The organism is Myxococcaceae bacterium JPH2 (assembly GCA_016458225.1).
In the GTDB taxonomy this organism is placed as follows: Bacteria; Myxococcota; Myxococcia; order Myxococcales; family Myxococcaceae; genus Citreicoccus.
Genome location: JAEMGR010000064.1, coordinates 1 through 3,863 on the forward strand (window position 1 = coordinate 1; position 3,863 = coordinate 3,863).

At 71.7% G+C, this 3,863-nt stretch carries 1 protein-coding gene; it reads right to left on the reverse strand.

The window, feature by feature from the left end; translation table 11 throughout:
- Window positions 1-3,863 (reverse strand): amino acid adenylation domain-containing protein (locus tag JGU66_35935; GenBank protein ID MBJ6766174.1); only part of this gene is annotated, 3,863 nt, incomplete at both ends.

Here is a 3,863-nt window from a genome sequence, read left to right on the forward strand (position 1 = left end):
CTGGCGGCGAGGTCGCGCACGAGCACGCCCATGGACCAGCCGTCGGAGACGATGTGGTGCATCGTCACGACGAGGACGTGGGACTCGTCGGCGAGCCGCAGCAACACGGTGCGCAGCAGCGGGCCGGTCACGAGGTCGAACGGGCGGCGGGCCTCGTCGAGGACGCGCTGGCGCGCCTGGTCCTCGCGCTCCGACTCGGGGCGCGAGCGCAGGTCCACGAGGTTCAGCTCCCAACGCGAGGGCGAGTGGATCCGCTGGAACGGCTGGCCCTGCTCCTCGGCGAAGGTGGTGCGCAGCGCCTCGTGTCGCAGCACGAGGAACTCGAAGGCGCGGCGCAGGGCCTCGGCGTCCACCGGGCCCAGCAGGCGCAGCGCGACGGGGAGGTTGTAGGACGCGTCTCCGGGCGAGAGCTGATCCAGGAACCACAAGCGCTGCTGCGCGAACGACAGCCGCGGCGGCCCTTCGTGGACCGCCTTCTTGAGCGGCGGGCGGCTGGCCCCGGCCTTGGCGACCTGGAGTCGCTCGGCGATGGCGGCCACGGTGGGCGCCTCGAAGAGCGCGCGCAGCGGCAGCTCCACGCCGAACGTCGCGCGGATGCGCGCCACGAGCTGCGTGGCCAGGAGCGAGTGGCCTCCCAGCTCGAAGAAGTTCTCGCGGCGGCCCACGGCCGGCACCCGGAGGATCTCCCGCCACTGCTCGGCGAGCTGCTCCTCCAGCGGGGTGATGGGGGCCTCGTAGGGCTGCGAGGAGCGGATCTGCGACGCCTCGGGCGCGGGCAGGGCCCGGCGATCCACCTTGCCGTTGGAGGTGAGCGGCAGGACCTCCAGGGCCACGTAGGCCGCAGGCACCATGTACTCCGGCAGGGACCGGCGCAGGTGCTCCCTCAGGGCGATGACATCCACGCCCGTGGTGCTGCTCGTGACGACGTAGGCCACCAGGCGCTTGTCGCCCGGGCTGTCCTCGCGCGCGACCACCACCGCGTCCTTCACGGTGGGCGCGGTGCGGAGCGCGGACTCAATCTCACCCAGCTCGATGCGGAAGCCGCGCACCTTCACCTGCGCGTCCACGCGACCCACGAAGTCCAGCGTGCCGTCCTGGCGCCAGCGGACCACGTCGCCGGTGCGATACAGGCGCGCGCCCGCCTCGCCGGAGAACATGTCCGGCACGAAGCGCTCGGCCGTGAGCGCCGGGCGTCCGGCGTAGCCCCGGGCCACGCCCACGCCTCCCACGTACAGCTCGCCGCGCACGCCCACGGGCACGGGCTGGCCGCGCGTGTCGAGCACGTATGCGCGCACGTTCGCCAGCGGCCGGCCAATGGAGGGCACGCGGCCATCCGGCACGGACTCGCCCAGCGTGGCCACCACCGTGGCCTCCGTGGGGCCATACGAGTTGATGAGGCGTCGGCCTTGTGCCCAGCGCGCCACCACGTCCGCGGGCAGGGCCTCGCCGCCGGAGATGACGGTGCGCAGCGCGGGCAGGTCGTCCGCGGGCGTGGCCGCGAGCGCCGCGGGGGTGAGGCTGATGACGGAGAGGTTCTCCGCGCGCAGCAGCGCGGGCAGCGGCGCGCCCGGCATGAGCTTGTCCAGCGGCGCCAGCACCAGCGAGGCCCCGTTGCACAGCGTGGTGAAGATCTCCTCCACCGACAGGTCGAAGCTGAGGCTCGCGAACTGGAGGACGCGGCTGCCCGGCGTGATGCCGTAGACCGGCGCCTCGTGGGTGACGAGGTTGGCGACGCTGCGGTGCTCCACCGCCGTGCCCTTGGGCGTGCCCGTGCTGCCCGACGTGTAGAGCAGGTACGCGATGTGGCCGGACGTGACGCCCGTCGTCGGCGCCTCGGTGGGCTCCGCCGCGAGCGACTCGCGCTCCTCATCCAGGAAGAGGGACTTCGCGTGGAACGCCTCGGGGAAGCGCTCCTTCAGCGGAGACTGCGTCACCAGGGCGGCGGCGCCGCTGTCCTCCAGCATGAAGGTCAAACGCTCGCGGGGCAGCAGCGGATCCAACGGCACCCAGGCGCCGCCAGACTTGAGGATGCCCAAGAGGCCAATGACGATGTCGAGCGAGCGCTCCACGCTGAGGGCCACGCGCACTTCAGGCCCCACGCCGCGGCGCCGCAGGGCGTGCGCGAGCTGGTTGGCCCGCGCGTCCAACTGCGCGTAGGTGAGGTGCTGGCCTTCGTAGGTGGCGGCCAGCGCGTCCGGCGCGCGGCGCACCTGGGCCTCGAAGAGCGAGTGCACGCAGGTGTCGGGGAACGGCGCGCGCGTGGCGTTCCAGTCCACCAGGACCTGCCGGCGCTCCGCCTCGGACAGCATGGTCACGGAGGACAAGCGCCGCTCCGGGGTCGCCATCAGCGCGGAGATGAGCTCGCGCAGGTGGCCCATCATGCGCTCGGCGGTGGACGCGTCGAACAGGCCCGCGTCGTACTCCAACTCGCCCACGAAGCCGCGGGGCGCGTGGCTCAGGGTCAAGGTCAGGTCGAACTTGGCGACGTTGCTCAGCCGCGTCACCGGGCGCAGCGTCAGGCCCGGCACGGACAGCTCCGCGGGCGGCATGTTCTGCAGGATGAACATCACCTGGAACAGCGGCGCCTGGCGCAGGTCGCGCATGGGCTGGAGCTTCTCGTAGGGCACGTGCTGGTGCGCGAACGTGGCCAGCGTGCTCGTGCGCACGCGGTGCAGCAGCTCGCGCACGGTGGGGTCGCCATCCAGGCGCGTGCGCAGCACGACCGTGTTGGTGAAGAAGCCGACCAGTCCCTCCAGGTCCGGGTGGTCACGGCCCGCGATGGGCGTGCCGACGCAGATGTCCTCCTGCCCCGAGTAGCGCGCCATCAGGAGCTGGAAGCTGCCCAGCAGGAACATGAAGGGCGTGATGCCCTCGCGGCGGCAGAACGCCTCCACGGCCTTCGACAGCTCGGTCGAGAACTCGACGAAGACGTGCTCGCCCGCGGGATGGTCGCGCTGAGTGCGAGGGCGATCGGTGGGCAGCTCCAACGCGGTGGGCGCGCCCTTGAGGTGCTCGCGCCACCACGACAGCTGGCTCTCGAGTTCACCGCCGTCCAGCCACTTGCGCTGGTTCACGGCGTGGTCCACGTACTGGATGGGCAGGGCCGGGAGCGGCGAGGGCTGTCCCATCGAGTACGCCTGATACAGCCGCGCCACCTCGCGGACGATGACGCCGTGGGACCAACCGTCCGAGACGATGTGGTGGATGTTGAGGAGCAGCAGGTGCTCCTGCGGCCCGAGGATGAGCAGCGTGGTGCGCAGCAGCGGACCCGTGGCGAGGGAGAAGGGCTGCAGGGCCTCGGTCTCCGAGATTCGCTCCACCCGAGAGTCGCGCTCGGCCTGCGGGAGGCTCCGCAGGTCGATGAGCTCCATGGGCATGGGCGCGGGCGGCGTGATGACCTGGATGGCTCCGTCCACGTCCTCGCGGAACGTGGTCCGCAGGGCCTCGTGGCGATGCACCAGGGTCTCGATGCTCCGGCGCAGCGCCTCGACATCCAGCGCGCCACTCATGCGCAGCGCGATGGGCAGGTTGTACGCGGCGCTGCCCGGGGCGAGCTGATCCAACAGCCACAGGCGCTGCTGCGAGTAGGACGCGAACAGCTTCTGGTTGCGGTCCGCGAGCGGGATGCTCCCCTTCGTCGGCGCGCCCGAGGTCGCGCGCTGTGCCGCGACCTTCTGGAGGAACTCCGCACGCTTCTCCGGAGAGAGGCTGTTGATTCGCCGGGTCAGCTCCTCCGTCGTGGCGGGCTTCTCCTTGGCGGCGGGGATCTTGGCGTCGATGCGGCGAGCCAAGGCCTCGATGGTCGGCGTCTCGAAGATGGCCTGGAGGGGCAGCTCGACCGCGAAGGAGGCGCGGACGCGAGA